Source organism: Gimesia fumaroli (genome assembly GCF_007754425.1).
GTDB lineage: Bacteria > Planctomycetota > Planctomycetia > Planctomycetales > Planctomycetaceae > Gimesia > Gimesia fumaroli.
Genome location: NZ_CP037452.1, coordinates 2,223,226 through 2,249,579, shown reverse-complemented (window position 1 = coordinate 2,249,579; position 26,354 = coordinate 2,223,226). Strand labels below are relative to the sequence as shown.

Sequence of the window (26,354 nt, the reverse complement as noted above, 5' to 3'; positions counted from 1 at the left end):
ATCATCACTGCTCAAATAGTTATTCCAGGATTCGTGCAGCAGAACGTTCTGTGATTTTATCGAATTCTCCCCGATTCAGCTATGGTCATCCGAATTCGGCAATGAGAGAAGAATTCAAAATTGAATCCGTAAAAATAATTTGAACTGATTACGCAATAGACGTGATGGCACATGTCTTGTTAGAATGAAAAATCAGCAAGTCAGGGACAATCTGAAAACAATTTTAACGATTCCGGGATCAATCAGTATCAGACGGGATTGACCACAGCTTGTTCTATTGACGCCTTTCGAGGAACAGGAGATTCACAATGAATGACCATGTGCCAGGAAACCGATTCTCGCGTCGTGAACTACTGCGTGTTGGCGGTTTGGGCACGCTGGGCATTTCGTTGCCTCAACTGCTGGCAGCACAGACCTCGGGTGCGGAAAAAAGGAATCAGCAAGCTTCAAAAGCAGATGCTTGTATTGTCATTTTTCTGAATGGCGGTCCCAGTCATCTCGATATGTGGGACATGAAACCAGCAGGACCAATTGAGATTCGCGGTGAGTTCGACCCGATTCCCACATCTCTTTCTGGAGTCAACGTGTGCGAGCACCTACCGCATCTGGCCAGACAAATGCATCGCGTGACTTTAATTCGGTCGATGAATCACAGTGTGAATAATTCACACGCAGCAGCCGTTTATGCTGCTCTCACTGGACACGACCGGGGTGAACAGGGAGGTGGGGCCAAACCTGACGACCACCCTTCGCCAGGCGCAGTCCTCGCAAAACTGCGTCCTGCTCCCACGGGGGCACTCCCCTACATCACACTCCCTTACAAAACAAAAGAGGGAGCGGCTGGCCCCCTGCAACCCGGCTTTTTAGCCGGTTTTATGGGCGCGGCTTACGATCCGTTTTGGGTTCTCGATGATCCCAACAAGCCCGATTTTCACGTCCGTAATCTATCGTTACCGGACGGTCTGGCGCTGGAGCGGATGAATGCCCGTCGTGGACTGCTTTCATCGCTGGACCGAGGTTTGGGTGCAGAGTCCAACCAGACCCTGGCGTCCATGGATGATTTTCAAAGGCAGGCATTTGAACTGTTAACGTCGAATCAGGCACAACGGGCTTTCAGGCTGGATGATGAACCTGCAAGTGTCCGCGACCGTTATGGCAGAAATATCTATGGACAAAGCGTCCTGCTGGCACGCCGATTGATTGAAGCGAAGACGCGCGTCGTAACGATGTCGTGGGCGCCACATGCCAATGCTACCTGGGACACCCATGGGCAGAATTTCAAAAGTCTGAAAACAAGATTATTACCACAGTTTGATGCCGCCTGTAGCAGTTTAATTGAAGACCTCGCCCAGCGCGGCCTGCTGGAACGAACCCTGGTGGCGGTATTAGGCGACTTTGGCCGGACCCCGAAAATTAATAATAACGCCGGACGCGACCACTGGAACTCATGTTACTCGATTATGCTGGCGGGTGGCGGCGTTAAAGCTGGTCTGGTCTACGGTGCCAGTGATCGCTCGGGCGCCACGCCCATACAGAGCCCGGTTACACCTGGAGATATCGTAGCGACAATCTACCGCTTACTGGGAATAGACCATCATCACATTCTGTATGATACGTTGAACCGTCCCCACACTGTCGTCCCCCAGGCGCGGATCATTCACGACCTGATTGCCTGACCAAAACGAACTCTACTGATTTTCCAAATCGGTCTTCCAAGCCACTTTCTCGCTGCATTTTACCAGACCAGATCAATCAAAGTTTGAAATTCAGATTCTGACTCTCTAAACTGCTTGATATAAATCAAAATCGTCTCATATTCTTCGCTCTTTATCAGACTTTTACCCAAACTGAATTCCCTGCGGTTCTCGTTCGCTCACACACCGAAGGTATCACACTCCGGCTGCTAGTTGGAATCACAAATAATAAGACGCTTCAACATGAATTTTCATGATACCAGAGATGGAATCCGTTGAATCCTTGACTCTGCGAATCGCACCGGTTCTAATCACTCGTTCACGCAGTTTCTTATCTGGAATGTGGGGAAAATGAGTTCTAATGAGCGATATTAAAATTGAAGTATGGGACGCCACCGGAAATAAAAGACAAGTTGTTGAAGTTCCGAGTGATGCCGAAATTGATCGTCTCATCTCCGTTCTGATTGGAAGGATGAATCTTCCGAGTCATAGCCCGGACGGACAGCTGATGAGCTATAAATTTCATCACAAAAGTTCGGGACGCCAGCTCTTACACTCTGATACGTTAGAGTCTGCTCAGGTTCAAGATGGTGATATTCTCCGCCTGCAACCCGAAATCACTGCAGGATCTTGAACAAACAGGGTGAAAGTGAATCTTATGAATGATGTTCTGAATTTGACTGATATCGACCAGCCCGATGATCGGTTTTCGCGATTTAATTTGATCGGTTGGTGGGATCAGGAGAAACTGTCTTCCTCGAATGCTCTGGTCATTGGTGCGGGAGCAATTGGAAATGAGTTGATTAAAAATCTTGCTCTGTTAGGTATCGGTAACCTGATGGTTGCCGATCTGGATAACATTGAGAACTCCAATCTGTCACGATCCATTCTCTATCGTGAAGCCGATTGCGGGCGCAGCAAGGCTGAAGTTGCTGCGGAGCGGGCACGTTCAATCTACCCGGAAATGAAATCGCACTTCTTTCACGGCAATGTTGTCTATGATTTGGGGTTGGGTGTCTATCGATGGGCCGATGTCATCCTCGGTGGACTCGATAATCGCGAAGCACGTGTTTCGATAAATCAATCTGCTTCACGTGTTGGTAAGCCTTGGATTGACGGCGCAATAGAACGGCTTGATGGGGTGGCCAGGGTTTTCAACCCTCAGACGGGGCCATGCTACGAATGCACGATGAACGAAATCGACTGGAAAATGCTTGAGTCTCGAAGAAGCTGTGCCCTGTTGACTCGTGACGAAATGGAACAGGGAAAAGTCCCGACAACTCCGACAACCTCATCCGTCATTGCAGGGATTCAGGTTCAGGAAGCGGTAAAGATGATTCATGGACTCGAAACGCTTGAAGGACAAGGGTTTGTTTTCGATGGTACGAATCATCAGAGTTACCTTGTGAAATACTCTCGCCTGGAAGATTGTCCAACACATGAAATATTTGAACCAGTCATTGAACTTTCGCAGAACAGTCAGATCCAGGCTGGTACGTTTCTTGAGCTCATTTTATCTGATCTCGGTCCGGAAGCCGTTGCAGAGTTTAATCAGGATTTAATCGAATCATTCACGTGTCATTCCTGTCAGGAAACTGAAATTCACCACTCTTCCCTGGGCCAAGTCACTGAGAGCAATGCCATTTGCCCCGATTGTGGGGAACAACGGGCGCCTCAGTTTTTTCACTCTCTCAATTCTAAGTCGAAATTCCTTGATCTGACACTAAATGAATTGGGAGTCCCCTTGTGGGATATTCTTACGGGGCGAGTGGGGATGGAACAGAAATTTTATGAATTATCTGGAGACCGCCAACAGGTGTTGGGGTCTCTCGAAGCAGGGAAAACAAAATAATGGCCGGCCCCGATATACATCAGTTAAAAAAAGAGAAGTTCCCGGAAGCAGAATTCCCGATCAAGCCACACTCTGATTTTCGACTTTTAATCTCCCCGACTGTCCACCAGGGCATCCAGGATCACGCTTCAAACGATACCAGCGTCGAAATTTGCGGTGTTCTTGTCGGAGAATGGCAACAAGATGAGAATGGCCCTTTTGCTAGTGTCACTCAATACATTCGTTGTAATCAGGCAGCCAGTAAATTTGCCGAAGTCACATTTACACATGAATCATGGTCTCAGATCAATAGTGAAATGGATTCTAAATATTCGGACTTGAGAATTATTGGCTGGTATCACTCTCATCCTGATTTTGGAATTTTTCTTTCTGATCGTGATGTATTCATACAGGAGAATTTTTTTTCCGGCCCCGGTCAAGTTGCTTATGTCGTCGACCCTGTTCGCAAGCTGGAAGGCGTGTTTGAATGGCGAAACGGAAAACCGGTTCTCATGAGTCATTATTGGGTGGGGGAAAAAGTCTGGAGCCTTGAAGCCAGCCAGACACCTTTAACTCAGACCGGCAGTATCTCGCAACATTCCTCACCGGATCCGCGAGCGGCTGCGACACAACAGCATGAAGAGCACCCTCTGATGCGAGGATCCATTCAACTTATGATGGGGCTCTGTCTGTTTCTGATTGGTTACCTGCTCGCTGGAACAAAATCAAGATGGGAGCAGGAAATGATTGTGACCGGTGTTGTCGAACACTATGGCACAAATAAATTGATCAAGCCTGGATTCGAGGATAAACTCAGAGAAGTGAATCAGCGCCTACAGGAAGTCAATCACCTGTTTGGAACTCTTTCAACAACAATGCCAGAGGACGCAACCAAAGAGCAGATTGAACTTGAAAACAAGAAGCGAACAGCGATTTCACAAACACTTACTCTTTGTTCGCAAGCGTTGAGCATGATTCAAACACAATATGGGCTGACAGATCAGGAACGCAAAGCACTGACGAAGTATATTCAGCGAAAGCAAAGAGAGCTCCAAAATGGCTCGAAAACGAATTCCAAATCGGCTGATGCTTCACATGAAAAACAATCCGAAAAGCAAGAGGATTCCGAGAAGAAACCAAATGCCAAAAATAAAGTATCTCAAGAATCTGAGATATTGAAATCAGAGAGTCAATAGGGATACACTATTTTATCGCCATTTTATTTATCTGTGATGAGACGATAAGTAAACGAAGGACGAATTCATCAATTTAAGGATCACATGATGTCAGATTCCATGAAGATCACGTCAGATGAGCTCTATGCACCTGATGTTGATGAATATGTCGAACTGCAGTCCTTTCTCCGGAGAGATGCAGGCCCGATCAATGATCGCCCCTGGATCGTTCGTGTCATCTATGCCAACTGGTTCTATATGGCATTTTGCGGTGGTGTGGGCGCATTTCTGGGGTGGCTGATACTGGAACCATTCTTTGATGACAATGAAATCGGCGAGGAATTCAATCTTGCGGCACTGCTTCTGTTTCCCGTAACGGCTGCTTTTATTGGTCTTTTTCTGGGAGCCGCAGAAGGCCTGATTTGTAGAAACAGCCTGCGGGCACTGAAATCGAGTGTTGTCGGCCTGGGTGTGGGATTTCTTGGGGGACTCATTGCATTATTTCCCACGGGAATCGTATTTGGCATCATGTCTGCCATCGCTCTTGGCTTAATGGAAGACCCTCTCCCTGGAGAAATGCCGACGGGCATGGCCCTGCTGGTCCTGATGATGGGACGGGCCGCGGCATGGAGTATCGTTTCGATTCCTGCAGGCATCGGACAGGGAATTGCCTTGAAGGAAAAAAAAGTCATTATCAATGGCCTGGTGGGAGCCGTTCTAGGAGGTCTTATCGGAGGACTTTTGTTCGATCCGCTCAGTCTGGTCCTCACCAGTGAAGATGGCCAGGCAACCTACTCCAGAGCAGTTGGACTCACAACCATTGGGATCTTTGTGGGACTGTTTATCGGGCTAGTTGAGGGTTGGACGAAAACAGCCTGGGTCTTGATGCAGAAAGGACCACTCGCCGGGAAACAATTTATCATTTATAAAGACACAACCGTTTTGGGAAGTTCACCCAAAGCCGATATCTATCTATTCAAAGACGATGCGATTGAACCGCGACATGCATTAATTATCAATCGAGGGGGGCGTTTTGAAATTGAAGATTGCAGTACCCCTGATGGGACCTATGTCAACGGGATCCCCATCACCGCCAGCACATTACATGATAAAGACCAAATTGTACTTGGAAAAACAGTACTGGAGTTTTCTTTGAAAGAGAACTCCAGTTGAGACGCCTTTTTCCTGATCCCTTTTAATCCATCTCATTCAATCTTAGACCAAGAAAAATTGCACTATGACTATTCGTGTAACATGTAGTTTTTGTGGAAAGCAAATTAAAGCCAAGGACTCCGCTGCCGGAAAAAAAGGGAAGTGTCCAGATTGCGGCGGAGTCATCAAAATCCCGAATCCTGATGAAGAAGAAATTTATGATGCCGAGTCAACAGGTGAGGATGATCCATTTGGCTTTGACGATTTTGACCCCAATGAAGGAGAATCCGTTCCCTCCGCACAGAGAAAGGCTTGCCCCAGTTGCGGCGAAGACATCGCCAAGTCAGCATCCAAATGCCGATTTTGTGGAGAAATATTTGATCCGGCACTGAAAGCGAAAGCCAAAAGAGAGGCTAAGAAAAACCGGAAGAAAGACAATGCAGACGTCGATGAGGATATGACAACAGGCGACTGGGTGGTTGCCGCTATTTGTTCAGGCATTGGGTGTATTGCAGGAATTGTCTGGATGATTCAAGGGAAACCCAAAGGGGGAAAAATGGTTCTGGTATCAATCGGTTTTGCCGTCCTCTGGAATGTCATTTCTGCTGTAATCAGAGCTCTGAATCAGAATTAACCGTTTTTCACAGTTCAGTAAATTCATGGAAGTCTTAGAACCCGTTTACCCGATACAAAGACCTCCCCTATTGATGCTTCTTTTAAGAAATTCCTGACGTGGCTGAAAATATCGTAACTTGTGAATGTGGCGTGAAGGTTCGACTTCCGGATTCAGAGCGAAACCGTTCATTTCAATGCCCTAAATGCAAGAAGCAGATCGCATTAACGACGGACTTGAAAGTTCTATTCAGTGCTCCTCTGGATGTTGGCCAGACGGCGGTCTGTCCGATCTGTCAAAGCGATATCCAGGCGAATGAAAGCTGTGTTCAATGTCCCGATTGTGATCAAACCCATCATCGTGAATGCTGGAGTGAAATTGGTGGCTGCGGGACCTACGGTTGTCAACAGGCGCCAGCTCCAGTCGACTCTGACAAAACTTCGCAAGTACCATTAACCGCATGGGGGGATACCAAGGAGTGTCCCGCCTGCGGCGAAGTGATCAAATCAATCGCCCTTAAATGCAGATACTGTAGTACAACGTTTGATTCCACCGATCCAATGTCTCTCAATGATTTAAAAAATCAATACGATCGAGGAGAACGTGTTGATTCCATGAGGAACAGTGTGATCGGTCTGTTTGTTTTTTCGATGATCGGCATTTTGGCCCCACTCGCACTGCTGGTCAGTTTGATTTATGTACTACCGCGAAGGAAACAACTTTCACAATCAGGACCGATTACATCTATTCTTGCCTGGGTTTCGGTCGCTTTAAACATTTTTTATACCCTTTTGATGTTTCTGTTCTTTATACTGAGTAATTGAGGAAGCCTTGACTTCCTTTAATGACAATCAGCAAGATCGGCTTCCGGTTTTGTTAATTTTAATCTGGATGAGCCCTTATGGATCAGAGCAGAAGCAGTTCAAAAGAGAGCCCGTATATCCGCGTTGCAGGAGAGCGGGAAGCGGGAGTTAAATGTGCGCGGTGCAATAAAGAAATCGAACAGGGAGAATTGACCGCCAGTTGTATGCAATGTGGGGGAATTCATCACCAGACGTGTTGGACGGAATACCAGCAATGCGGGTCCTATCAATGCTCTCAAGGAACTATGAGCAAAGCCTCCACATCGGCACTCGTCATTTCACGAGACGATCTAAACCATGCAGAGCCACTTCCTGTCATCCCAAGTTACACGGACAACGCGCTGACCATTTCTGAAAAACCAAAACAGATATGGAATAAGCTTGCAATCTGGGCATTTGTCATCGCGCTTCTGGGCATCCCCTTGTTTGGGATCATCACGGGGCTCTTCGCCATGATCCTGGCCTGCATAGCATTAGTTTCTCATCCGACTCACAAAAAAGGATTCGCTTTAGCTGTTGCAGGGTTAATGATCGGCTTTTTCGAAATTATCGGCTGGTCTGCAGGATTGTATTTTTACATGGACACGCCCCGCACCAATTCGATTGCATTCAGTGAATATGCCTTTGACCCTACATCCCTGGACAATTTACCAGCCGACTTAAAGAGAGCAATGAAGTCAAATGTCCTGATCGAAGTCAACAACGGCCTGTTCGGCCGAGGAATGGGTAGTGGAGTCATTTTAACATCAGTCAATGGAAAGTCTTTGATTGTGACAAATCGTCATGTGATTGACTCTGAGTATAATGACGACTCTCGGGACGTAGTAGCTGACGACTTTGACAAATCGGATCCGGTCACAGTCCAGGCCATTGGTCAAATTCCTGTCCAAGGCCAGATTGAATGGATTGCGCCACATGGAATCGATCTGGCCTTGATCTCGGCACCGCTCGACAAAGAAGTCATAAGTGATGCATTCTGGAACAAGAAAAAAGCCCCGCTGATTGGTTCAAAAGTCTTTGCCATTGGTAATCCGCATGCCCTTGGCTGGACGCACTCCACTGGCAATCTTTCTCAGTATCGGAAACAGACCAAGGGCGCGTTTACCTACCAGATCATTCAAACAACCACCCCGCTGAATCCCGGAAATTCAGGTGGCGGGTTATATGATGAGAACGGATTTCTCATTGGCATCAACACGATGACGGGAGATAAAAGAGTCGCAGAAGGTCTCGGCTTTGCCATCTCAATAAATACGCTGTTCGACTTGATACCAGGCACTTTTCAAATCCCGGCTCAGCAGGGTAAAATAGAAAGCGATGATGCCAATGTATCCGAAACAAATAACTAATCGTAATAATCAAGGTTCCATTTAGATGAGCAATGTTCGACTGCGGAGGCTCGCTGCTGACTATGCCAAACTGAAAGAATATGTTCGCCTGCATCCGCGTGTTTCTCTTTTGCAAGTCACCGGAGATCCACCTGAAAAATTTCAGTTGCAATACGTCATCAAAAGCGTCCGCATGCAAAACCAGGAAGTGGTTCCGGTCAAAACCCATACTGTAGAAATTTCTCTACCCCGGAACTACCCACGAACACCACCACAGTGCCGCATGCTCAGCCCGGTCTTCCATCCCAATATCGCGCCACATGCAATTTGTGTCGGCGATCATTGGAGCGCCGGTGAGTCATTGCAGTCAATCATCATCCGTATTGGTGAAATCCTGGCGTATCAGAGTTACAACCTCAAAAGCCCGCTCAATGGAGAAGCCGCCCGCTGGGCCGAACAAAACAGTGAGGAGTTTCCCACAGATACCGTAAGCCTTCTCCCGGAAGAAAAGAGTAAGAAAAAACAACCTGTATCCAGGACAGAAGAATCGAACGAGAAGACTCAGAGTCAAAGAATACTCGTTTGCCCTTCATGTCAGGCTAAATACCGATTACCAGCAGAATTTCAGAAACGCAAAGTCCGCTGTAAAAAATGTGAAGCAATCATCGAAATCCCTGTTGTATAAAAATCATGGATATCCATATCAATCAACATCACCGTCCCCTCACTGGAAGTTCTTCTCAAATTCGGGATGAGGGAGAGAGCGAGGTGACTCAAAAAAATCAACTTCCTGATGAGCTTGATGAGACTCACGAAGAGATTGATGAGGAATACTTACAGGCGCGAATCAGAGTGTTCCGGAAACGGCAACGTGTTATGCTGGGATTCTCTATTTTTGTCATCTTGGCGGCGTTCAGCATGAGCACACTGGACACCGGGAAGGTGGAAGTCAGTTGGTTTCCTCAACTGCCTATCCCCGAACTGTGTGGCTCTCGTGCCATCTTTGGCGTCAGCTGCCCGGGCTGTGGTCTCACCAGAAGCTTTATCGCTCTGGCAGATGGAAACCTGGCAGCATCTTTTCAACAGAACCGAATCGGCTGGATCATGGCTTTGACGTTGATTGCTCAAATCCCGTATCGCATTTATATGATGTGCCAACCACCCCTGTCGGTAATGGACCTCCGCTGGCCGAAATGGTTCGGCACACTCCTGATTGCCATTCTCATCGGGAACTGGTTGTCCAAGGCCCTGATATAACTCTCCAGGTGACAGCAGCCCCGCTGACGAAAGAAAAAGAATCAGGCCGAGGTTGGCAGAAGTTCGCGAATTGGCTTACCAAACGGCAAAATTGGCACGGGGCGCCCCTGGAGATCATGTAATACAAATTCATGATCAATTCCCAGATGCCGGTACACAGTTGCCCAAAGATCATTGGGAGTCAAACGACGTTCAACCGGATATTCTCCCTTGGGATTTGTCGCACCAATCACTTGACCGGTTCGCATTCCGCCACCGGAAACCAGAACCGACATTGCTTTTGGCCAGTGGTCGCGACCGGGCTGCATGACTCCGGTCTGCGTTCCTCGTTGAACCGAAATTTTGGGAGTCCGACCAAATTCCCCAGTGACGACCAACAACACTCTGCGATTCAGGCCACGTTGATAGAGATCTTCAATCAAAGCTGAGACAGCCTGATCGTAAGGAGGCAAACGCCAGTCACAGTCTTTAAACAGATGCGCATTGACGGCGTGCGAATCCCAGTTATAGGCAGCCGTCTTGGGTGTTGGTTTGCCGGGAAATGGGTGCTCCCAGACCATCGTGACGAATCTCACGCCTGATTCAACCAGACGTCGGCCCAGAATGGCCCGCTGACCATACGCATTCCAGCCATAGCGATCGCGGATTTCTTTGGGCTCTTTGGAAAGATCGAATGCGTTGCGTACTTTTTCACTGGTCAGCATATCGATGGCTTGACGGTTAAAGCTGTCCATGGCTTCCATTGAGCCACTCTTATCGACGTCACGCCGGAATTTATCAATTCCTTTCAGCATGGCAATCCGGTCATCCAGCCGCGTTTCCATCGAAGCTTTGACGCCAATGTTCTGTACTTTGAAATCGGGATTACTGGGATCGCCGGCCACCATGAACGGTGTCGAGGAAGGTCCGAGATAAGCCGGTCCCATCGCAAATGTATCAATGTTCGCCCGAGAAGAATCGACTTCAGAGACACAGACCGGCATTTCGCTGCCATTTTTCTCCAGCATTTTTTTCACAATGCTGCTGACAGCGGGAGCGTCATTAATGGTTCCCACGGGCGTTGCAGGAATGCGACCTGTCATCAATCGTTTATGTCCGCCACCATGATCCGCAAATTCATGATGAATAGAGCGGATCAGTGTGAACTTATCTGCGATCTTCGCGTGCTGGGGAAGCATTTCACACACATCAAGACCAGGCACGTTCGTCCGGATCGGATCCAGTTCGCCCCGATACTCTGCCGGAGCCCCTGGTTTCATGTCATAGGTTTCCATATGAGGCGGACCGCCGGGAAGCCAGACAAAAATCACCGAAGTGTCTTCCGTTGAATCCCCGATCGCTTTCGCCAAAGCCTGTTGACGAAGTAAATCGCACATCCCCAGACCAAGCATGCTCGATCCACCAATTTCCAGGAACGTACGGCGTTTCATGGGGCCAGCGCAGCGACCTTTTGAAGATCTCACACTCATTATTATCTTCCCAATCGAAAAAATCTCGTTTCATACTTCTCAACAAGAACACATCAACGTATTGTAATGTATATTGCATCGTTTAGAATAGAAATTCAAGTTCAATTTATTTCAGAATCTCCTGGAATTAAAATTGAAATCAGTCAAATTGTCGTTAAATACGGTTTTGTAGCCAATTTAGGCCTTTTTAATCAGGCTGGTCCCAGTACTGATGAGAAGCAAATCCGCTGGTTTGAAGACTGTGGGAAGATTTATGAAATTCAAATCCATACTCCTGATGATCGCTGCCTGCCTGGTAATTCTGTCTGGAGGGGCTCCTTCTCTGTCTTATGCAGGCCAACTTACAGGGTATATTCCGAACCAGGCACAGGCGATTGAGTTAAGTGATCCGGACGCCCGGCAACAATTGCTCGTGACGCTGGAAGAAAAACCGGGGTCAGTGCGTGATGTCACGCGAGAAGTGACCTACCAGGCTCAACCAGAGGGAATTGTTCAGGTCAGTGATACGGGCTACGTCACCCCTCTTGCCAATGGTACAGCGACGATCACCGCACAGTTCACATCCGCAACACCACTCAACATCCCTGTGCGTGTCTCATCGTTTGAAAAGCGCCGTCCCGTCAGTTTTTATAATGACGTCATCCCACAATTGACCCGGGGTGGCTGTAACAGCGGCGCCTGTCACGGAACTCCCTCCGGAAAAAACAATTTCCATCTTTCGCTGCTCGGTTTTGAACCAGTGAATGACTTTGAATATATCACGAAAGAATCTGTGGGACGCCGCATCAATCCGGGAGCCCCGGAATTGAGTTTATTGCTGCGCAAAGCAACCGGTGATCTCCCACATGGCGGAGGCAGTCGATTCAAAGCAGATGGTGCAGAAGTCAAACTGATCAGCCGTTGGATTCAAGAAGGAATGCAGTACAACCCGGCAACGGAACCGACGGTGGAACGGATCGAAATCTTTCCCCAGGTCCGCGTTCTTCCAGTCCATGCAACGCAACAGCTTGTCGTAACGGCTTATTTCTCTGATGGCACAACGCGGGACATTACCCGCATGGCAGAGTATAAGCCGAACCAACCCAAAATGTCCGAAGTGGATCACCACGGCGTGGTCCAGCTCAAAGATCTCACCGGAACGACATCGGTGATGGTTCGCTTTCAAGAACATGTTGCCGTTTTTATGACTACAATTCCGCTAGGAAAACCAACGCCGAACCTGCCACAGCCTGAAAACTTTATCGACGAACATATTTTCGCGAAACTGGCTGTGTTAGGCTTACCTCCCTCCCCCCTGTGCGATGATTCCACGTTTCTGCGACGAGTGACGTTAGACATCACCGGCAGAATTCCGAGATTAGAACAAACACAGGAATTTCTGGCAGATCAGAGGCCTGATAAACGGGCGCGAAAAATTGATGAGCTACTGGACAGCCCGGGCTATGCCGATCTGTTTGCTTCTAAATGGGCAGGTATCCTGCGGAATAAGGCGGGCGGCAATCTGGAACAGATTGCTCGAGAAACATTCGGCTTTCATTCCTGGATTCGCACCAGCCTTTCAACCAATAAACCGTACAATGAATTTGTCACGGAATTAATCACCGCGCGGGGTAAAGCGGGCACCAACCCGGCGGTTTCCTGGTATCGTGCAGTCAAAGACCCAAAAGACCAGATGTCAGACATCGCCCAAGTATTTCTGGGAGTTCGAATTCAGTGTGCTCAGTGTCATCACCATCCCTATGAAAAGTGGAGCCAGGATGATTTCTACGGGTTTCAGGCATTCTTCACCACATTGGGTCGCAAAGAAGTTTACAAGCTGCCGGAAGATGACATCGTCTACCATAAGCGTATCGTAGCGGTTGCCAAAAACCCGAACACCAACCAGGAACTCAAACCGACGCCCCTTGATGGAGACGCATTAGAGATCCCGGCTCAACGTGATCCGCGCATTGATCTGGCCAACTGGGTCTGTGCACCGGAGAATCCGTTTTTCGCCAAGATCCTGGTAAATCGCTACTGGAAGCACTTTTTAGGTAGAGGGCTTGTTGAACCGGAAGATGATATTCGCGTTACGAATCCCGCGACACACCCAGAGTTGCTGAACCAGTTGGCGGAATCCTTTGTCAAATCGAATTATGATTTGAAAGAGGTCTGCCGTGCGATCTGCAACAGCCGAACTTACCAGCTCAGTTCGTTCCCGAATGAATATAACAGGGATGATGATCAAAACTACGCACGCTATTACCCGCGTCGCCTCTCTGCTGAAATCATGCTGGATGCGATGAATGACGCTGCGGGAGCAAAGAATAATTTCAATCACCAACCGGTGGGAGTGCGGGCGGTCGCATTGCCGGACGACTCGGCGAATGTCGAATCGTTCTTTCTGCGTGTCTTTGGACGTCCCCAAATGGATACCGCCTGTGAGTGCGAACGGACTGCCAATGCTGACCTGGCTCAGAGTCTGCATCTGATCAACTCCGATACGATGCAGAAAATTTTGACAGCCTCCGATGGACGTGCCCTTCAACTGGCACGCGACAAAAAGAAGGATGACCACACTCACATCACTGAACTGTATCAACACACGTTATCACGGCAACCGACTCAAAACGAGCTTGAGACGGGACTGGCGCATCTGGCCAAGAAGCGAAACCAGTCAAAAGCCGATCCTCAGAAATTATCACTGGAGCAGGCTGAGAGAGAAGCCTACGAAGATATTATCTGGGTGGTCATCAATACCAAAGAGTTTTTATTCAATCATTAAGCTCAACGAGTGAATTTCCCATGAAGACAATCAAACAGATCCAGCCGCGCGCCATTTATCTTCTGATGATGTTGCTGATAGTGCTGATAGTATCGTACCAGCAGACTGCATTCGCGCAGCTCCCGACAGCAGATCTGCGGCGGATTCAGCCCTTTGCTGCACCCGCAGGGAAAACTGTCGAACTGAAGATTTCAGGCTCAAATTTGGATAATGCTTCGGAACTACGATTCACGCATCCGGGGATTACAGCGAAACCCGTCATGTTGCCGACCGATGAATTTCATCTCCAGCCGCGAATTCAAGGCTCCCAGTTCACGGTTACGGTCTCTCCCGATGTCCCGCCAGGAATCTACGAGGCACGCGCCGTTTCTTATTTCGGCTTGTCCACGGCACGACCTTTCGTCGTTGCAGCTTCGGACAGCCGTGAAGTTCCTGAGACGGGAAATCATGCAACACGCGAAACAGCAATGACTGTGGAGCTCAATTCGGTGATCACTGGTGATGTCCCTGCGCGGGGAATTGACTGGTATCAATTTAACGCGAAAGCAGGCCAACGCGTTCTCGTTGAACTGATCGCAGAGCGAATCGATTCTCGACTGGATGGGCAGATCGTGGCGTACAATTCCCAGGGGCGCGAAATTGCCCGCAATCGGGACTGGTATGGCCGCGATCCGTTTCTTGAAATTCAGCCGAAACAGGACGAGACATTTTTTCTGGCAATTTCAGATATTCTCTATCGCGGGGGATCAGAGCATTTTTATCGCTTGAGTGTTTCTAACAAACCGCACATCGATTTTGTATTCCCCCCCGCCGGCGAACCGGGGTCAAGAAACACCTATACGATTTATGGACGCAATTTGCCTGGCGGCAGCTTCGGAAAAACGGTTTATCGGAATGGTCAAAAACTGGAGTCCGTAGAAGTAGAAATCCAGCTACCCGATGTTCCGACTCCCCCCGGCAGTTTCCAACCCGGCACTCCTCGCCAGGGTTCATTAAATGGTTTTGACTATCAACTCGAAAATTCAAATACAGTCAAAATCGGTTTTGCGACAGCGCCCGTCACACTGGAAAAGCCGGAGTTGGATCAACAAACGGTTTCGATTCCCACGGAAATTGCCGGACGATTTGACGAGCCCAATGATGAAGATGTCTTTCATTTTCAAGCGAAAAAAGGCAAGACGTACTGTATTGAAGTCATCGCCGATCGAATGACATCCAAAGTCGATCCGTATCTGGAAATTCACCAGATCACTCGATCCAAAACCGGAGAAAAGACCTTCAAAAAAATCACGGAAAATGATGACCCGCCCTCATTTTTTAGTGTCCATAGAAAGAATGCCATCAATCTCGACACCAATGACGCTTCGGCAACATTTGTTGCTGAACAGGATGGCGAGTATGCAGTCACTATTATTAACCAGTTTGGTAGTGGAGGCTCGGCAGACCTGTATCGTCTGGCGATTCGCGAACCAAAGCACGACTTTCAGTTGATCGCCACAACAGAACGCACATTACCGACAGGGAGGACAGGCTATTCAGTCACCCCGCTCTTACGACGGGGTGCGAACTGGGGAGTGCGGATTGTCGCTCCACGCCAGGATGGATTTACCGGCGACATCGTGATCACCGCGGAAAATTTACCCCAGGGTGTGTCAGCGAAGCCATTGACGTTGAGTGGTAAAACAGATCATGGAATCCTGGTTCTTTCAGCTGATGAAACGGCCAAATCCTGGGCGGGTGAAATCCGCATTGTCGGCAAAGCTCAGATCAACAACCAGCCGGTGGTCCGAGAAGCAAAATTTGCTTCCCTGATCTGGGGGCATATTTTTGCCGATGCGATCCGCGTGCGTTCGAGACTCACAATGCGGATGCCACTGGGAGTCAATGGGCAGGAATCTGTCCCCGTCATTCTGTCACCAGTAGAAGATAAAGAATGGACTGTTGAACTCAACCAGAAACTGGAAATTCCTATTAAACTTACAGGGAGCGGCTCCCGAACCGGAAATCTCACCATAGAACCGCACGAACTGTTTAGCATGTTGCGCAGCCCTCCCACCGTGAATATTGGTGAGAAAGAGACCGAGGGAACGCTGGTCATCAATTTTAAACCGACGGGTAACTTCAAAGTTGAGCCGGGACGCTATCAATTCGCCCTGCTGGGGGTCGGTGTGACGCAATATCAACATAATCGGCCTGCCAGTCTCGCAGCCGCTGCGGAAGTCAAACGCATCGAAAAACTGGTGAAGCAAATCAAGACAGAGGTTGAGCAGAAGAAAGCGAAACCCGATCAGCTCAGCCGCGCAGAACAGGCTTTGGCTAAAGCAACCGCAACGGCGAAATCCACAGAAAAGAAAGCAGCTCCCACCAATACCAAATTTGCCGTCTGGTCAAAATTGATCACCGTCAATGTCACAAAGCCAGCAGATAAAAAGTGAGCCGTTTAGCTGGCGGAGCATATTTTACCATCATGGTATCAACTGAGACTTGGTTGTTACTTCTTTCTGTCTTTTTTTCTGAAGCGTTTCATCGCTTGTTCGCGCGTCAATCCTTTGAACTTGCCTTGACGTAAAATAGCATCGAGCTCAGTTTCAATACCTTGATCCCCCTGCTCCTGCATCCATATTTTAAGTCGTTTATTTAAGCGCTGCATTTCTGCTTTGTACTTTGAATCTTCCGCCAGATTCTTCATTTCCAGTGGATCAATTTCACAATCATAGAGCTCATATTCCGGACGTTTTTTATATTTCTTCACCAGTGATCTGGCTTTTGCATCACCGGCATTTCCCGCTTCAACCATCGACTGAAAGTAATCAGTATTCATACAGATATTGGAAAATTCGGCATCGTAATTCAGATTCCAGATCAAACGATACTTTTTATCACGTACGCTACGGATGGCATATTGATCACTGCCGTTGATAATTCCTCTTGTAGTCATAATCCCATAAGTAAAATCTTTGTGATGATTTGTCTTTCCAGTCAGAACCGGGAGGAAACTGGTTCCCTCTAAAACAGGATTCTGCTCGCCTCCAGCAGCGTTGATGAACGTAGGCGTGATATCGACATATTCGACCATCGCATCAGTAATCGATCCCGGTTTTACTTTACCCGGCCAGCGAACGATTATGGCCGACTGTAAACCGTTTCCATAACAAGTCCACTTGGCAAAAGGGAATCCGTTGCCCTGTTCGCTCACCACCATCACCATCGTGTTATCATGCAAATTGTGCTTTTCGAGTGATTTCAAGATCTGCCCGACCTGATGATCAAAATACGTGATCTCTGCCAGATAATGACTGAAATAGTCTCGCACGAGAGGCGTATCAACAAGGTACGGCGGTAATTTTATTTTCTTGGGGGGATATTGGGACGCATCCCCTTTATTCCAAGGGGAATGTGGTTCATTCGAGCAGGCAAATAAACAAAAAGGAGACTTGGAACTGCTTGAATCCGCAAACAATTCGTCGATAACATCCATGTCCGGGTTATTTTTTTTACCACTATATTCGAACGGAAAAACCCGCTTCGGACTGATGTGTTTTTTCCCGGATAAAGCAACCCGATACCCTAGAGGTCTCAGATAGTGCACAATGCTTTTGGTGTCAGGTTTGGCAAATGTATGATTGGGATACGCTCCCGATTTGACCGGATACAGGCCGGTATAAATGTTGTGCCTGGTGGGCGAGCACATCGGCGCAGCCTGGAAACAGTGAGTAAACTTCATCCCCTCCGTCGCTAACTGATCAATATGAGGTGTGTGTGCCTGCCCGCCGTAACAGCCGATGTCACGAAACGTCAAATCATCGGCAATGATGAACACAAAATTGGGCCGTTCTTCCGCGTTCGCAAATGGTGCCCAGCAAAGAAGAAACAATAAACTGATTTGAACCTGAACTCGTTTTAACATCTGACTCTCATTTTCTATCAAGCTTCTGCTTCGAACAGGATCAGAGCAACAATGGCTCTCAACAAAATATTGAAACTCAAACAGAGAAACAAGCATATAAGCAGACGAATCACTGATTGATTTCTTCACACTCTAATACTTGAGCCATAAGACAAGTACACCACTACCATAGGCACAGCTGAATGTCACCAATTTTAAGAATACAAAAAACAAGAATTTGACGGTAGTGTTCCTGCTTACGCGCCATTCCCACCAACCAACGGGAAGTGCCCCGAGGGGTGCCGCAAGAAATGCCCACTCGAAGACAAGACTCAAACGACGGCAGAGTAAAAAATAGAGGACAAAGACGAACAAAAACCAGACTACCGGCAAACGATCTCGCCAGAAGGATGTTTTCTTCACATTGCGAAACTGGACACTCGCCAAAACCGGTTCCAGTGCAATAAACAGACAGAGAGGCCAAGTGAAAACAAACTCCTGTGTCCAGTAACTGATCCAGGTCGTTCCCAGTGCACCGGAAATAAAAGCGAGTGTTCGATAGCCAATCGTCCAGACTCCCATCCTGCGTTTTGCCGCTACAAAACAAGCAGGAACGGCAGCAACAATCAAACTGGCTATCAGCAACCCCAGGCACCAGTAGAACCAGCTGGCTAACCAGGCTGGTGATGGGATATCAAACGCATATTCCGGCTCCACGGTGAGAATTTGCCCCGCCCAGTCGTAGTATTTTTCTTGAGGAATATCGGCCAGGCTGAGTGTAGACTGATTCCTGGAAAGTAAAGCGGGGTCCCCAACAAAGATACAAGCGGCCCGTGAATGATTACGGACAAATACACTACCTCGGTGTAGAATGGGAGGAGTCCAGGTCAACTCACCTGTCAATACCTTACATCGCGCAAGAATTTCGCATCGCTCCGGATTGGCACGCAGTAGAATTAATTCGCCACGCTCATTGAACAAAATCAGTTTCCCATCCGCGGCAATGATTCCTGCTTGACCTAATTCGTCTGACGTATCATTATTGGATCGTTCCGGCCGTCCCGATCCCTGTTCCCATAACTCTTTGCCGGTCATGAAGTCGATGCAACGAAATTTCCCGCGCGAGGGGCGTTGAGTTTTTGACTGTTGATCGAAAATATCAAATCCATAAATCTGCTCACCCACCAGAACACTGGAAAGCACGTCGTTCGATAACGTACGCGATCGCCAGATATTCTTGAGAGGGACCTGCGGACTCAATTCTTCAGGCAACTCAAATAACTGTGAACCAGACTTAAACGGCGCTGCGATCCACAGATAAGGTTCACGATAGATCGGCCAGGCAGAATGTTCGTCGTAGCCTTGTGACAATTCGTGTTCGAGTAACACTTCCCCGGACTTGAAATCATGAATGACCACTGCATTTTCCAGGTACCCCAGGATCAACTGTCGTCCATTTCGCACAATCGGCATCGCAGGGTTATAACTGGCAGGTTCATCACCGGAGGCCCAGACAGTCTTACCATCAGATAATTTCAGGGCAACCATGCTTGCCCCTGGTCCACCGACCGGCATAAATACCAGATCATCTACAACGGTCGGAGAGCAGGAGTAACCAAAGCCCGTCCCCCCCTTACCTTGAAACTCTTCAACCACATTGCGCGACCAGATCAGTTTCCCTGAATCAGCATTCAGGCACCCGATCAATCCACTTGTTCCCGCAAATAAGAGACGTCCCCGAGCCAGAGTAGGTGTTGCACGTGGTCCGGGATAAACGCCTGCAAGCTCGTAAGGCCAGTCGTAGCGATACTCCCAGATCGTTTTCCCCGTGCGTGCATCCAGACAATAAACATACTGCCCCTGCAGAGTCTGAGCTTGTGTATAAACCCGGTTACCTTGGGCAACAAACGCTGAATACCCCTGCCCTAAATCCTTGACCCACAGAACAGGTGGTCCCTCCTCTGGCCAGTTATTTGCCAGATGAATTTCCGGAGAATGCGCATCGTAATGGACTCCGCGTACCGCAGGCCATCCTTCATCTGGCACTCCGACTGGTAAAAATGGATTTTGATCTTCTGCCTGCAAATTGACAGTGATCAGCAAGATAAACAGCGCCAATCGCGACAGAAAGCTTAACCCCTGACGGAATTTTTGCCCTTGCCCTGGCCTATTCAATCGTAAAGAGAATGCCACAAAAACCGATCGTTACTGATAGAAGGGACTGTAGAGTGTCAGCTATGAAGAAATGCACTGCTGCCTGACATCAATGACAGGCTGAACCAAATAACACTACGAATAACTATTGTGTGTGAATCGCTCTGTCAGGTCAAATAAATAATCATTGCGAAAAGATAAAACCTTGTTGGCGCGATGTGTGAGGTGTCGCGTCTTCAACGGAGTTCCGACTTAAACAGCGATGCCTGAAATATTTTTCAATCCTGACTGACCGGCTTCTGCTCATTTCGTTTTTGATCATCGACGGCTTTATGGTGTTCCCAGTTTCCGGCAGCGCCGGTTCTTCGTTCGTCCAGATTTTTCAGAACACTGGCTTTCCCATAAAGCAGAACCGTGTCATCGGCTTCCAGTTTCGTATCTCCGCGCGGTGCTCCAATGTAGGAGGCATCCGGCTTCTCAATCCCGAGTACCAGCACACCTTCGTCGGCCAGTTTCAAATGATTCAAACTGGTGTTTGCCAGCCAGTCACCTGCTTTCACATTCAGTTCAACAACGATGTAATCACCAGTCAGATGCAGTAATCCAGCGTAATCACGTATTTCCAGATCACTCCAGCGCTGCAATGCGCGCTGGATGATCTTCGAAATGCGACGATCCACCCATTCACTGTATGCAATCATCCACAGTAATGATAAACAGAGCGCAAGAACTCCGATACGCAGCCACAACCCTTCATTCGATTCGGCCCCCATGAAAGATAAAATCAGAGAAGAAATTGCCGTAACGAACCCGGCGTTACCAAATACCATGAGGATCATGATGATTCGACGACGAACCGGATGCCGCATGACTTTTTCAGTTTCGGTTGTCGTAAAACCTGTACTGGTAAATGCGGACCGTGCCTGGAAACGCGCCAGCGGGGTTGAGAGTCCCGTCAATGTGAGTGCGATGGTCGCCACGCGCACCACGATCATGGAAATGACGATAATGACAACAAGCGATACAATTGCTAACATAATGGCTCAGATCAGATCTATTTTCATCTTAGAATTTGTCACAGGAGTCACTATTTCTTCGCAATGACCCAGACAGCATGAACCAGTCCTGGAATGTATCCGCATAATGTAAGCACGATATTTAACCAGAAGTGCATACCCAGACCGACTTGTAACAGAACCCCGACTGGAGGCAAAATAATTGCCAGAATGATTCGAAGAACATCTGCAAAGGTTGATGACTTTGGCTGTGAGTGAGTCTGTAAATTTGCCGACATGGTTTTAAACCTTTCTGAATGAAGGGAGCATTTTCAGTATTGGTTTCATAGCACGTGTGCAATTTCTCCTCTGCCTGTGAATGAAACCATTGCCAAGATCACTTAAAGCAGATCCCGTACCAATTCAGAATAATTGCGAATTTTGACGACCAGCGCAAGAAAACCGCTGATTTTCAAAGACCTTAGGTCAAAACGACGCAAACCCATGATTGATTTGCGATCAGAATGAGCGGAAACCGATCATCCGTCAAAGCCTCTTGAGAGTGATGACACGACTCGAAATGAGAGAAAGTGAGAGTCACGTAAGGACTTTATTGATTTTCAGCTTGCCACTGGTGGAGCCCCTCGGTGAGAATCGTGAGCTCTATCTGGAGAGTTGTCAGCGCTTCTGAAACGTGATTCAGATCCCCCGAAAGACCGATGTCTTCAACCACTTTTGCTGCTTCTGTCGCCGAGTGTGCATTAAAGTTCGCGCAAAGACCTTTTAAACTGTGAGCAGCACGAGCTGTCTCTGCAGCATCTCCTTTTTCTGCGCATTCGAGTGCTTCCTGCATCAGATTCGAAGTATCTTCAAAAAAGTAATTCACCATATCATTCAGAATTTCGACATCATCTCCCGTACGTTTCAGTGCTGCCTGCATGTCAATTACGGGGCGTTGTGGTCCAGAGGCGTTTTGAGTTTTACTCTTCTGTTCTCGAGAAGAAATGGATTGCGTTTGGGAAGCAGAGCGTTGTTGTTTCGTTTCCTCAGAGCCTGTTCGCTTTCGCTTGGCTTCCTTGGCATATCGTTCCAACAGACGAAGCAGTTTTTTGGCATCGATCGGTTTAGAAATGTAGTTATCCATTCCGGCTGCGATACATTTATCGCGATCCCCACGCATGGCGTAAGCTGTCATCGCAATAATCGGAATATGGTCGCCAGATTCTTCTTCCTGCTCTCGAATCATGGCCGTTGCCTGTAAACCATCCATTGTTGGCATCTGGACGTCCATCAACACAATATCGAATGATTCATTGCGCAGACACTCGACAGCTTCACGTCCGTTATTAGCGATAATACAGTGGTGTCCTCTTTTATTTAATATTGCCGTAATCACCTTTTGATTGGCTGGGGTATCTTCGGCAATCAAAACCTTAAATGACTGACTGGCTTCATTGATTTGACTCACACTCTCCCGTTCAAGTTGGGGGCCCCTAAGAGCCGTCATAATTGCATCGAGTAAATCAGATTGGGAAACCGGCTTTTCCAGAAAGGCTGATATATCCAGGCCCTGGCAACGTTCGCTAAAAATCTGATGATCTGCAGACGACAACATCAGAATCGTTGCCGAATCCAGCAGTCCTTCTTCTTTCGCCTGCTCCAGCAACATAAACCCATCGGTCTCCGGCATTAAAGCATCGACAATCACCAGTGGAAATGTTTTTTGTTTCTGAATGGCTTCAGAGAGTTGTTCTATCGCATGCTGGGCTGATGGCACCGGGATCGGAGACATTGACCAGTTGCTCAACATTTCTTCCAGGATGAATCGATTCGTACGATTATCATCCACGACAAGCACAGGCAGGTCGCGCAATTCATCGACCGTCGCTTTATCACGTATCACAACTGTTTCATCGGCTTCTGCGACAGGTAATTCAATAACGAATGAAAACTTGCTCCCCTTGCCCAATTCGCTCTCCAGTTGCATTTCTCCTTCCATTAACCCAATCAGCTCGTGACAAATTGCCAGGCCCAAACCTGTTCCCGAGTACTGTCGTGTCGTGGAAGCATCAGCCTGAGCAAATGGTGAAAAGATCCGTTCCTGGTCCTCGGCAGCGATACCGATGCCTGTGTCTGACACACTGAATTCCAGAGAGACTTTTTCGCCGGGGAAAATATCCTGAGTTACCTCAGACGACTCAACCAGCTTGAGGGCAACCACGACTTCCCCCTGCTCGGTAAATTTAATGGCGTTGCCTGCCAGATTCGTCAAAATCTGACGCAGTCTGACTGGGTCACCAACAACACGTTTCGGAACTTCGTTCTTGATATGACATACGATCTCTAGACCTTTCTCATAACCTCTCAAAGAGAGCGTTTTAACAACATCGTCCAGTAAATCACGCAGGTTGAATACTGTGGGTTCCAGTTCAAACCGCCCTGCTTCGAGACGCGAAAAGTCCAGAATATCATTCACAAGTAACAGAAGTTGTTCTGCAGAATCTTTTGCTGTTTCGAGATAATCGCGTTTTACGGGTGTCAAATTCTCCTGCAGTGTGAGTTCCAGCATCCCCAGTATCGCATTCATGGGCGTGCGGAGTTCATGACTCACGTTTGCAAGAAATTCACCTTGGGCTCGGCTGGCCTGTTCTGCCTCATCACGAGCACTCCGCAATTCTTCTTCACGACGACGTCGGGCGGTAATATCACGCTCGATAATTGACGAGCCGATAATCTGCATGTCCTGACCTCGAATTGGTGAAACGGTAATGGAAACATCAATAATGGTTCCATCTTTCCGCATGCGCCGGGTCTGAAACTGCTCCAGTCGCCGCCCTGTTTTCATCGCTTCGAGAATCTCAGATTCTTCACGTGCCATCCCAGGGGGCAGAATGATGGAAATTGTTTCGCCGATGACTTCATCGGCTTTCCAGCCGTATGTCACTTCAGCCCCGTTATTCCAGGAAGTGATTGTCCCATCAGGCGCTTTGCCGATGATCGCATCCCCTGAATTATCAACAATTGCCGCCAGACGCGTTCGTTCTTCCTGCCATTGCATGCGTTCCATCATCTGTCTGATTTTATTTTTCACCCCGCGCGCTAGAGACAACAAATTCTGGTCGGGTGAAACAAGTTTCGTATTGAAAAATTCGACAACGGCAATCACTTCATCGTCCACTTTGATCGGAAATGCAAACGCAGCTCTGACTCCAAGACGTGACTTATTACGTCTACGAACGATCGTTTCATCCTGTTCAATATCAGTAATCCAGACTGCCTTACCAGTCTGCCAGACCTGCCCTGGAAGATCCTCGCCTGGAGAGAGCTTCACTTTTTCTGAAACCGCTTGCAGATCACGAAAATTGGTGTTATCTGCGAGGTACCAGATGCGGGAAGAAACCAATTTATTTCCTGCCTGATTTCGGATAAAGGCATGTCCTACTGGCCAGCCTGAGATCTCTCCCAGATTGGAAACACAGATGCGCAAGGCATCTTCCAGTGCATCATGAGTTGATGAAGAATAACTCGCCTGCTGGAGTAAGGCTGTTTCCAGTTTCTCACGTGCAATCAGTTGTTCTGCCTCTTTCCTCTCTGAGACATCACGCACAAATGCATTGAAAATAATCTGATCATTCCATTCGAGTTGCGTCACCATCAATTCAATCGGAAACTCTTGACCATCTCTGCGCAAGGCCGTTAATTCCAGTCTCTGATCAATCACACGTCCTTTACCTGTGGACTTGAATAGACGAAGACCATCCAAATGTTGCGCAATATACTGCTGCGGCATAATCAGCTCTGCAACCGGTTTTCCCACTGCTTCTTCGCGTGACCAGCCAAAGACTTCTTCAGCCCGTCGATTCCAGTCCATCACACAGCCATCAAGATCCATGGTGATGACTGCATCCAATGCAGAATCTATGATGGCTTGTAGCCGTGCATCAGAAGCCCACAGTGCAGAATCTGGAGTATTAGAATTTGAGGAGTGAGTCATGCTCTCGCGGTTTCCAATTAAATGAAATGACGTTGAGTTTTCTGAAGCTTTCTTAGAACCAGGAATTGGAACACGGCTTCTATTTCGTATGAAATTAACAGAATTGAATGAGTTTTTCTACATGAACACAACAAGCAGAACCAGACCTCCAGGGGAAAGATATGACCCCACTCTGATTTGGGGCTCCTGCTGGAAGATGAGGGTTTATCATCATGGAATGCAAGCTTCAGATTTCTTGCCTCAAGGATGTCTCAACTATTGTTCCTTCAGTGAATCAGTCGCTGGCTTATCTGTTTTCGAATCTTTCGTTTGACCAATAAGGTCACGGCTCTGTTGAGTCGCATCATCCAACAGCGATTCGCCTTTTTCAAGAGCAGATTCGGTATCTTTTTTGACCTCATCTTTGTGAATCGTGATAGTCGAACTCTCATCCAGGTCAGCAAAGGAAACCCAACCACCGAGCACCATTGCCACTACGGCAACAATGATTAAAATTATGACAATTAAGTTTTGCATCATTCTACTCCTGATTAAAAAACCATTGATCCCAGTCTTATAAACCAAACCGACGGCACACAAACAGTATGCCGTCGGTTGGTTAATTCAGCAGTTCATAAGACAGAATGAATCTAGCCTTTGATCGTTCCTACTATTCAGTAGGAACTCGCTTACCGGTCAGCAGACTGATAACAGCCAGAACCAGGAAGATGAAGAAACAGATCTTGGCGGCACCATAGGCCATTCCACCAACCAGACCAAAACCAAATAGACCTGCGATTAAAGCAATTACCAAAAACATCAATGCCCAGCTTAACATAGTTCCACCCTTTCAATATGTGGGGTTGTCTTGTTCGAAATCGGGTTCTCATTTCCGATCCGGTCAGGCCAACGAAAACGTCAGCGAAAACCAACCGACCGAGTTTTCATCTCGGCTCATTTAATATTTCTTTTTTCATTTTTGATCGCGTTGCGGCGATAAAAGTAAGTATCGCAAGTGGTGTGCCAAAGAAGTCACCCAAGCGAAACAATCAACGTAAGACATTTCTAAAACGTGAGTTAGAAATATATCCCGAACTATTGTTTTTAAAGAAAGCGTGAGGGAGAAAAGAAAATCGGTTGCTCACCGATCGGGGGAGAAGATATTTTGGTCGGTTAACAACCGAAACAAGAATGAAAAGA

20 protein-coding genes are annotated in these 26,354 nt (G+C 47.8%); 12 read left to right on the top strand and 8 right to left on the bottom strand.

Features of this window, described 5'->3' with window-relative positions:
* Positions 1 to 308: 308 nt before the first annotated feature.
* The 10 genes from Enr17x_RS08665 to Enr17x_RS08620 all read left to right on the top strand — a co-directional run bounded on the left by Enr17x_RS08665 (position 309) and on the right by Enr17x_RS08620 (position 9,913).
* Complete coding sequence (locus tag Enr17x_RS08665; protein ID WP_145307839.1) at positions 309 to 1,676, top strand: DUF1501 domain-containing protein; 1,368 nt, start codon at positions 309 to 311, stop codon at positions 1,674 to 1,676.
* Positions 1,677 to 2,055: 379 nt separating this feature from the next.
* Positions 2,056 to 2,328, top strand: coding sequence for an EsaB/YukD family protein (locus Enr17x_RS08660; protein WP_145307837.1), 273 nt, complete (start codon positions 2,056 to 2,058; stop codon positions 2,326 to 2,328).
* A gap of 24 nt (positions 2,329 to 2,352) precedes the next feature.
* Positions 2,353 to 3,546, top strand: a complete 1,194-nt coding sequence (locus tag Enr17x_RS08655; RefSeq protein WP_145307835.1) for a HesA/MoeB/ThiF family protein — start codon at positions 2,353 to 2,355, stop codon at positions 3,544 to 3,546.
* Positions 3,546 to 4,721, top strand: a complete 1,176-nt coding sequence (locus Enr17x_RS08650) for a Mov34/MPN/PAD-1 family protein (RefSeq protein ID WP_145307833.1) — start codon at positions 3,546 to 3,548, stop codon at positions 4,719 to 4,721. The genes Enr17x_RS08655 and Enr17x_RS08650 overlap by 1 nt, the downstream gene beginning before the upstream one ends.
* Positions 4,722 to 4,820: 99 nt before the next feature.
* A complete protein-coding gene (locus tag Enr17x_RS08645; RefSeq protein ID WP_232100989.1) occupies positions 4,821 to 5,873 on the top strand; it encodes an FHA domain-containing protein in 1,053 nt (350 codons plus the stop codon).
* Positions 5,874 to 5,937: 64 nt separating this feature from the next.
* Positions 5,938 to 6,486 (top strand): hypothetical protein, encoded by a 549-nt coding sequence (locus tag Enr17x_RS08640; protein WP_145307830.1) that lies wholly within the window; start codon positions 5,938 to 5,940, stop codon positions 6,484 to 6,486.
* Between the two features lie 98 nt (positions 6,487 to 6,584).
* A complete protein-coding gene (locus Enr17x_RS08635) occupies positions 6,585 to 7,289 on the top strand; it encodes an RING finger protein (protein ID WP_198001042.1) in 705 nt (234 codons plus the stop codon).
* 77 nt (positions 7,290 to 7,366) lie between these two features.
* The gene (locus tag Enr17x_RS08630; protein ID WP_145307826.1) at positions 7,367 to 8,677 is read left to right on the top strand and encodes a trypsin-like peptidase domain-containing protein; all 1,311 of its coding nucleotides are present in this window, start codon (positions 7,367 to 7,369) and stop codon (positions 8,675 to 8,677) included.
* A gap of 25 nt (positions 8,678 to 8,702) precedes the next feature.
* Entirely contained in the window at positions 8,703 to 9,341 is a 639-nt protein-coding gene (locus tag Enr17x_RS08625; RefSeq protein WP_145307824.1) for a ubiquitin-conjugating enzyme E2, read from the top strand.
* Between the two features lie 83 nt (positions 9,342 to 9,424).
* The gene (locus Enr17x_RS08620) at positions 9,425 to 9,913 is read left to right on the top strand and encodes a DUF2752 domain-containing protein (RefSeq protein WP_198001041.1); all 489 of its coding nucleotides are present in this window, start codon (positions 9,425 to 9,427) and stop codon (positions 9,911 to 9,913) included.
* A 41-nt stretch (positions 9,914 to 9,954) separates the two neighbouring features.
* On the opposite strand, the gene Enr17x_RS08615 is transcribed toward Enr17x_RS08620, so the two are convergent.
* Positions 9,955 to 11,382: a DUF1501 domain-containing protein gene (locus Enr17x_RS08615; protein ID WP_145307820.1), complete on the bottom strand. Its 1,428-nt coding sequence runs from the start codon at positions 11,380 to 11,382 to the stop codon at positions 9,955 to 9,957.
* Positions 11,383 to 11,635: 253 nt separating this feature from the next.
* On the opposite strand from Enr17x_RS08615, the gene Enr17x_RS08610 reads away from it, so the two are divergent.
* Both Enr17x_RS08610 and Enr17x_RS08605 read left to right on the top strand, forming a co-directional pair.
* The gene (locus Enr17x_RS08610; RefSeq protein WP_145307818.1) at positions 11,636 to 14,146 is read left to right on the top strand and encodes a DUF1549 domain-containing protein; all 2,511 of its coding nucleotides are present in this window, start codon (positions 11,636 to 11,638) and stop codon (positions 14,144 to 14,146) included.
* Between the two features lie 20 nt (positions 14,147 to 14,166).
* The gene (locus Enr17x_RS08605) at positions 14,167 to 16,581 is read left to right on the top strand and encodes a hypothetical protein (protein WP_145307816.1); all 2,415 of its coding nucleotides are present in this window, start codon (positions 14,167 to 14,169) and stop codon (positions 16,579 to 16,581) included.
* A 56-nt stretch (positions 16,582 to 16,637) separates the two neighbouring features.
* On the opposite strand, the gene Enr17x_RS08600 is transcribed toward Enr17x_RS08605, so the two are convergent.
* From Enr17x_RS08600 to Enr17x_RS08570, 7 genes are all read right to left on the bottom strand, one after another.
* The gene (locus Enr17x_RS08600; protein ID WP_145307814.1) at positions 16,638 to 18,053 is read right to left on the bottom strand and encodes a sulfatase family protein; all 1,416 of its coding nucleotides are present in this window, start codon (positions 18,051 to 18,053) and stop codon (positions 16,638 to 16,640) included.
* A 132-nt stretch (positions 18,054 to 18,185) separates the two neighbouring features.
* Complete coding sequence (locus tag Enr17x_RS08595; protein ID WP_145307812.1) at positions 18,186 to 20,225, bottom strand: outer membrane protein assembly factor BamB family protein; 2,040 nt, start codon at positions 20,223 to 20,225, stop codon at positions 18,186 to 18,188.
* 239 nt (positions 20,226 to 20,464) lie between these two features.
* Positions 20,465 to 21,223 (bottom strand): TrkA C-terminal domain-containing protein, encoded by a 759-nt coding sequence (locus Enr17x_RS08590; RefSeq protein ID WP_145307810.1) that lies wholly within the window; start codon positions 21,221 to 21,223, stop codon positions 20,465 to 20,467.
* Positions 21,224 to 21,273: 50 nt separating this feature from the next.
* Positions 21,274 to 21,480, bottom strand: a complete 207-nt coding sequence (locus Enr17x_RS08585) for a YqaE/Pmp3 family membrane protein (RefSeq protein ID WP_145307808.1) — start codon at positions 21,478 to 21,480, stop codon at positions 21,274 to 21,276.
* A 311-nt stretch (positions 21,481 to 21,791) separates the two neighbouring features.
* Entirely contained in the window at positions 21,792 to 25,175 is a 3,384-nt protein-coding gene (locus tag Enr17x_RS08580; RefSeq protein ID WP_145307806.1) for a PAS domain S-box protein, read from the bottom strand.
* A gap of 255 nt (positions 25,176 to 25,430) precedes the next feature.
* The gene (locus Enr17x_RS08575; protein WP_145307804.1) at positions 25,431 to 25,694 is read right to left on the bottom strand and encodes a hypothetical protein; all 264 of its coding nucleotides are present in this window, start codon (positions 25,692 to 25,694) and stop codon (positions 25,431 to 25,433) included.
* A gap of 130 nt (positions 25,695 to 25,824) precedes the next feature.
* The gene (locus tag Enr17x_RS08570; protein ID WP_145307802.1) at positions 25,825 to 25,992 is read right to left on the bottom strand and encodes a DUF1328 domain-containing protein; all 168 of its coding nucleotides are present in this window, start codon (positions 25,990 to 25,992) and stop codon (positions 25,825 to 25,827) included.
* Positions 25,993 to 26,354: the final 362 nt, after the last annotated feature.

Coding starts and splice junctions, on each gene's coding strand:
- Enr17x_RS08580 (WP_145307806.1), bottom strand. CDS start 25,175: ATGACTCACTCCTCAAATTCTAATACTCCAGATTCTGCACTGTGGGCT.
- Enr17x_RS08625 (WP_145307824.1), top strand. CDS start 8,703: ATGAGCAATGTTCGACTGCGGAGGCTCGCTGCTGACTATGCCAAACTG.
- Enr17x_RS08640 (WP_145307830.1), top strand. CDS start 5,938: ATGACTATTCGTGTAACATGTAGTTTTTGTGGAAAGCAAATTAAAGCC.
- Enr17x_RS08610 (WP_145307818.1), top strand. CDS start 11,636: ATGAAATTCAAATCCATACTCCTGATGATCGCTGCCTGCCTGGTAATT.
- Enr17x_RS08665 (WP_145307839.1), top strand. CDS start 309: ATGAATGACCATGTGCCAGGAAACCGATTCTCGCGTCGTGAACTACTG.
- Enr17x_RS08570 (WP_145307802.1), bottom strand. CDS start 25,992: ATGTTAAGCTGGGCATTGATGTTTTTGGTAATTGCTTTAATCGCAGGT.
- Enr17x_RS08660 (WP_145307837.1), top strand. CDS start 2,056: ATGAGCGATATTAAAATTGAAGTATGGGACGCCACCGGAAATAAAAGA.
- Enr17x_RS08655 (WP_145307835.1), top strand. CDS start 2,353: ATGAATGATGTTCTGAATTTGACTGATATCGACCAGCCCGATGATCGG.
- Enr17x_RS08600 (WP_145307814.1), bottom strand. CDS start 18,053: ATGTTAAAACGAGTTCAGGTTCAAATCAGTTTATTGTTTCTTCTTTGC.
- Enr17x_RS08575 (WP_145307804.1), bottom strand. CDS start 25,694: ATGATGCAAAACTTAATTGTCATAATTTTAATCATTGTTGCCGTAGTG.
- Enr17x_RS08630 (WP_145307826.1), top strand. CDS start 7,367: ATGGATCAGAGCAGAAGCAGTTCAAAAGAGAGCCCGTATATCCGCGTT.
- Enr17x_RS08645 (WP_232100989.1), top strand. CDS start 4,821: ATGAAGATCACGTCAGATGAGCTCTATGCACCTGATGTTGATGAATAT.
- Enr17x_RS08590 (WP_145307810.1), bottom strand. CDS start 21,223: ATGTTAGCAATTGTATCGCTTGTTGTCATTATCGTCATTTCCATGATC.
- Enr17x_RS08585 (WP_145307808.1), bottom strand. CDS start 21,480: ATGTCGGCAAATTTACAGACTCACTCACAGCCAAAGTCATCAACCTTT.
- Enr17x_RS08615 (WP_145307820.1), bottom strand. CDS start 11,382: ATGAGTGTGAGATCTTCAAAAGGTCGCTGCGCTGGCCCCATGAAACGC.
- Enr17x_RS08650 (WP_145307833.1), top strand. CDS start 3,546: ATGGCCGGCCCCGATATACATCAGTTAAAAAAAGAGAAGTTCCCGGAA.
- Enr17x_RS08605 (WP_145307816.1), top strand. CDS start 14,167: ATGAAGACAATCAAACAGATCCAGCCGCGCGCCATTTATCTTCTGATG.